Consider the following 4,772-nt stretch of genomic DNA (forward strand, 5'->3'; position numbering starts at 1 on the left):
GATTCAGTTGCAAATCCTTTACCCCAATATTTTTTAAAAAAACGAAAACCAATATCGTATTCATTTAAGCTCTGTGTAAATTTAATTCCGCACCATCCTAAAAACACATCATTATTTTTATCAATTACAGCCCATCTGCCACAGCCATACTTTTTATAATGATTGTAGTTTTTTAAAAACTTTTTAGCACCCTGAAGATTTTTAAAAGGCTTATCTCCAGTGTATTTTAAAACATCTATATCTAGATTTAAATTATAAAAATAGTTATAATCAGTTACATTTAATTCTCTCAAATAAAGTCTTTCAGTTATTATAATTTTTTTCATGTTAAGTTTTTTTAGCCGAAATACAACTTGTTTTACTTTCAAAAATAATAGTTCTATCGTTTATATTCAATCATTTTTGTACTTTCGTTTTATGATATTAGTTACAGGTGGAACAGGTTTGGTGGGAGCGCATTTATTGTATCAGCTTTCTATAGAAAACGATACAATAAGAGCTATTTATCGAAAAAACAGCAATTTAGAAGCTGTAAAAAATGTTTTTAGCTATTTTTCTGATGATTTTGAAAACTTATTTAAAAAAATTGAATGGGTTGAAGCAGATATTACAGATGTAGTTGCTCTAGAAAAAGCGTTTAAAAATATCACCGAAGTCTATCATTCGGCAGCATTGGTTTCTTTTAACCCAAAAGATTATCATAAAATGCGAAAAATTAATATTGAAGGAACTGCCAATATTGTAAATTTTAGCATTGAAAATACTATAAAAAAATTGTGTTTTGTAAGTTCTATTGCGGCAGTTGGAAAATCTTTAAATTCGAAATTTATTGATGAAACCAACCAATGGGATATTGAAAAAAGCAATTATGGTTATGCCATTTCTAAATATGGTGCCGAAATAGAAGTTTGGCGCGCTTCGCAAGAAGGAGTTCCAGTTGTAATTGTAAATCCGGGTGTGATTTTAGGTGCTGGTTTTTGGAACGCGGGTTCTGGAAAAATTTTCTCTAAAATTTACAATGGATTCAATTTATTTACTAAAGGAATTACAGGTTATGTTTCAGTAAATGATGTTGTAAAAGCAATGGTTTTATTAATGAAAAGTGAAGTAAAAAATGAACGTTTTATTTTGGTTGCCGAAAACAAAAGCTACCAAGAAATTTTTAATGAAATTGCTTTAAAATTCAGTAAAAAGAAGCCTGCAATTAAAATAACAACATTCATGAGTGAAATTGGTTGGCGATTGGAAAAAGGGAAATCGTTTTTAACAAACAAACCGCCACTCTTAACAAAACATTCGTCAAAATCTATTCATCAAAAAAGATATTTTTCTTCTGAAAAAATTGAAACCATGTTAGATTTTAAATTTGAACCTATTTCAAAAAGTATACATAGTGTTTGTAAATTATATTTAAAAGATATTTAATTCAATTCGGAATCGTGTAATTACGCTATGAATTAATCTTCTTGAAGATCTTTTAATACCAGTTGTAACGAAGTATTGCCATTCCAGTGATTTTCATCAATAGTAAAAGCTGCTTTAAACGAATTTCCATTGGAGGTAAACTCGTGTTTATCGCCCATACTAAAACCAATAGCATTGTAGGTTTGTTGGTGTACGCCATCTATAATACATAATTTTAAATGCGTTTGATCTGATCCAACTTTTTTACCATAACCATTGTCTCGCAAGCCACCAGCAGTAAAAACGGGCTTTAAATTTTGAGGTCCAAAAGGTGCTAATTGATTAATAATTCTGTAAAATTTTGGGTTAATTTCTGAAAGCGATATTTCTGTATCAATTGAAATTTCTGGAGTTCGTAACTCTTCTGGTAATGTATTTTTTACCACTTCTTCAAACTTGGCTTTAAATTTCGGGTAGTTTTCAACAGTTAAAGTTAAACCTGCTGCGTATTTATGTCCGCCAAATTGTTCAATAAATTCCGAACATTGTTCCAAAGCCTCATACACATCAAAACCTTTAACGGAGCGTGCAGAAGCCGCTAATTTATCGCCACTTTTTGTAAAAACTAAGGTTGGTTTATAATAGGTTTCAATCAATCTGGAAGCTACAATACCAATTACTCCTTTATGCCAAGTTTCAGAAAAAACAACTGTAGAAAAATTTTCGGTTTCGTTATTTTCTTCGAGTTGCTGTAGGGCTTCAATAGTAATTATTTTATCTAAATCTTTTCGTTCTGTATTATTTTTTTCAATTTCTAAAGCAAATTTTACTGCAGTATCAAAATCGGTTTCAGTTAATAATTCAACAGCATAATTTCCGTGTTTAATTCTTCCAGCGGCATTAATTCTAGGCGCAATAATAAAAACAACATCTGTAATTGTTAAGGCTTTTTTATCAATTTGATGAATCATTGCTTTAATTCCAGTTCTTGGATTGCTGTTTATAACTTGCAATCCAACATAAGCTAAAATCCTGTTTTCGCCAGTTATAGGAACAATATCTGCCGCAATTGCAGTAGCTACCAAATCTAAATACGGAATTAAATTTTCAATAGTTTCACCTCTTTTACTCGCTAAGGCCTGAATTAATTTAAAACCAACACCACAACCGCATAATTCTTTATAAGGGTAGTCACAATCTGACCGTTTAGGATCTAATACAGCAATCGCTGCTGGAATTTCGTTTCCAGGTCTATGATGATCGCAAATTATAAAATCGATACCTTTTTCTTTAGCATAATTTACTTTATCAATTGCTTTTATACCACAATCTAAGGCAATTATTAATGAAAAATTATTGTCTTCGGCAAAATTAATTCCTTGAAAAGAGATTCCATAACCTTCTTCATACCTATCTGGAATATAGGTTGCTATTTGTGGATGCAAGGTTTTTAAATAAGAATAAAGCAACGATACCGATGTTGTGCCATCTACATCGTAGTCTCCGTAAACTAATATGTTTTCATTTGCTTTTATAGCAGTTTCAATTCGGGCAACTGCCACATCCATATCTTTCATAAGAAAAGGATTGTGCAAATTGTCTAAACTAGGTCTGAAAAAAGCTTTGGCTTCATTAAAAGAATGAATTCCACGTTGTACTAATAATTTTGCAAGCGTATATTCAATTCCCAACTCTTTTGCAAGATTTGTGGTAATTAAAGAATCTGTTTCGGGTTTAATTTTCCATCGCATAGCTATAATTTTCTTCAAAAATAAACAAAATAATTTTACAACTAATTTGATTGAAATTTAATGAATTTTTTTATGTGTTTGTATAATACTAAAGTTAATGTACCTAATAATAAGGAAACATTAAAATACTACTAATTCTAATAGTTATTATTTTTAAAAATGATTTTATTAAATTAGTAGCATGGATTTTAATTTGCTAGAAAAAGAACTAAAAAAAAGGTTAGATTTTCCGTATGTATGGGGAAGAAGACAAACTGACAATTTTGATAATAACACAAATTTTATTTACAAGACTTCTAATTTTGAAGCAATTTTAACTCAAATTGATACGAATTTTAAAAGTGATACTAATTATGAAGCATTAAAAAATTATGCTCTAAATAGATGGTTCAATTTTTGGTCGGCAAAAGCAATTGAAGCTTGTTTTTGTGAGCATAAAAATGTAATTGCTCATAAAAATACAAAAGATAAATACACCGATTTTTATATTTCTAAGATCCCTTTTGATCATAAAACAAGTGTTTTTCCTAAAGGTTTTAATAAATCTGTGCCATATGCCATAGAACACAAACGAGAACTTATTGCATGGTTTTATAAAAACCAAAGTCAGCAAAAAAGACAGCATTTTAAAAATCGGCTATTTTTAATTGTATTTGATTACAGCAATCTAAACGAGCATTGGAAGTTGAAGTCAGATATTTTATGGCTTCAAAAACTTGTTTCAACTTATTTAAGTACTTTTGATGCTCAAAATTTAGAAAGTTTTTCATTTCAAAACCAATTAGTAAAGTCCGATGTTATTTGGGCGATTAAATAGTTATATTCGTAATTACGATGTTTTGAAAAACAGGAGCAATCTCTTAATTTAAAAAACAGACTGCCTCGGCGTTCCCTCGCAGTGACGTAAAAAGAATATTAAAAAGTGAATTATATAGGTTCCAAACATAAATTAGCATCATTTTTAAAAACTGCAATTACTGAGGTTGTTGGAGAGGATGTATCACAACTCGTTTTTTGCGATTTATTTGCCGGAACCGGAATTGTTGGTCGTAATTTTAAGCCTTATGTAAAACAAGTAATTGCGAACGATGTTGAATTTTATAGTTATATTTTAAATAGAAATTATATAGGAAATCACAAAACAATCTCTATTGAAAAAGAGTTAGCTATTTTAAATGAATTAGAAGGAATAGAAGGTTTTATTTTTCAGAATTATTGTGAAAATGGAAGTGAAGGTAGGTTGTATTTTTCTTCAGAGAATGGAAAAAAGATAGATGCCATGCGTCAGCAAATTGAAGTTTGGAAAAATACTCGTAAAATAAATGAAGATGGCTATTATTTTTTATTAGCATCGTTAATTGAAAGTGCCGATAAAGTTGCAAATACGGCTTCGGTTTATGGCGCGTACTTAAAAAAAATAAAGAAATCTGCACAAAAAGAATTAGTTATTCAGCCAGCAATTTTTGAATTGACAAAGAATCCTCATCAAATTTTTAATGAAGATGGAAATGTGTTAATCAAACAAATAAAAGGAGATATTTTATATTTAGATCCGCCATACAATGCCAGACAATATGGTTCTAACTATCATTTGTTAACTACCATTGCAAAATACGA

General features: G+C 29.7%; 5 protein-coding genes. 3 read left to right on the top strand and 2 right to left on the bottom strand.

The genetic code is table 11. The features are described 5' to 3' along the window. The coding region (locus tag AB1Z17_RS14265) for a GNAT family N-acetyltransferase (protein WP_368052438.1) at positions 1-326 on the bottom strand (326 nt) is incomplete at its 3' end. Positions 327-417: 91 nt separating this feature from the next. On the opposite strand from AB1Z17_RS14265, the gene AB1Z17_RS14270 reads away from it, so the two are divergent. Continuing rightward, positions 418-1,425 carry an NAD-dependent epimerase/dehydratase family protein gene (locus tag AB1Z17_RS14270; RefSeq protein WP_368052439.1) on the top strand — a complete coding sequence of 336 codons (1,008 nt, stop codon included), beginning with the start codon at positions 418-420 and terminating at the stop codon, positions 1,423-1,425. 32 nt (positions 1,426-1,457) lie between these two features. Here the strand turns inward: AB1Z17_RS14270 and recJ are convergent, their stop codons facing one another. After that, the gene (recJ, locus tag AB1Z17_RS14275; protein WP_368052440.1) at positions 1,458-3,155 is read right to left on the bottom strand and encodes a single-stranded-DNA-specific exonuclease RecJ; all 1,698 of its coding nucleotides are present in this window, start codon (positions 3,153-3,155) and stop codon (positions 1,458-1,460) included. A 181-nt stretch (positions 3,156-3,336) separates the two neighbouring features. On the opposite strand from recJ, the gene AB1Z17_RS14280 reads away from it, so the two are divergent. After that, positions 3,337-3,972: a hypothetical protein gene (locus AB1Z17_RS14280; RefSeq protein WP_368052441.1), complete on the top strand. Its 636-nt coding sequence runs from the start codon at positions 3,337-3,339 to the stop codon at positions 3,970-3,972. Positions 3,973-4,077: 105 nt separating this feature from the next. Continuing rightward, positions 4,078-4,772: DNA adenine methylase (locus AB1Z17_RS14285; protein WP_368052442.1), on the top strand; the 695-nt coding region annotated here is incomplete at its 3' end.

This window comes from Lutibacter sp. (assembly GCF_040883305.1).
Classification (GTDB): Bacteria; Bacteroidota; Bacteroidia; order Flavobacteriales; family Flavobacteriaceae; genus Lutibacter.

Excerpts from the sequence above, each read along its gene's own strand:
- AB1Z17_RS14270 (WP_368052439.1), top strand. The coding sequence starts at position 418 with ATGATATTAGTTACAGGTGGAACAGGTTTGGTGGGAGCGCATTTATTG.
- recJ (WP_368052440.1), bottom strand. The coding sequence starts at position 3,155 with ATGCGATGGAAAATTAAACCCGAAACAGATTCTTTAATTACCACAAAT.
- AB1Z17_RS14280 (WP_368052441.1), top strand. The coding sequence starts at position 3,337 with ATGGATTTTAATTTGCTAGAAAAAGAACTAAAAAAAAGGTTAGATTTT.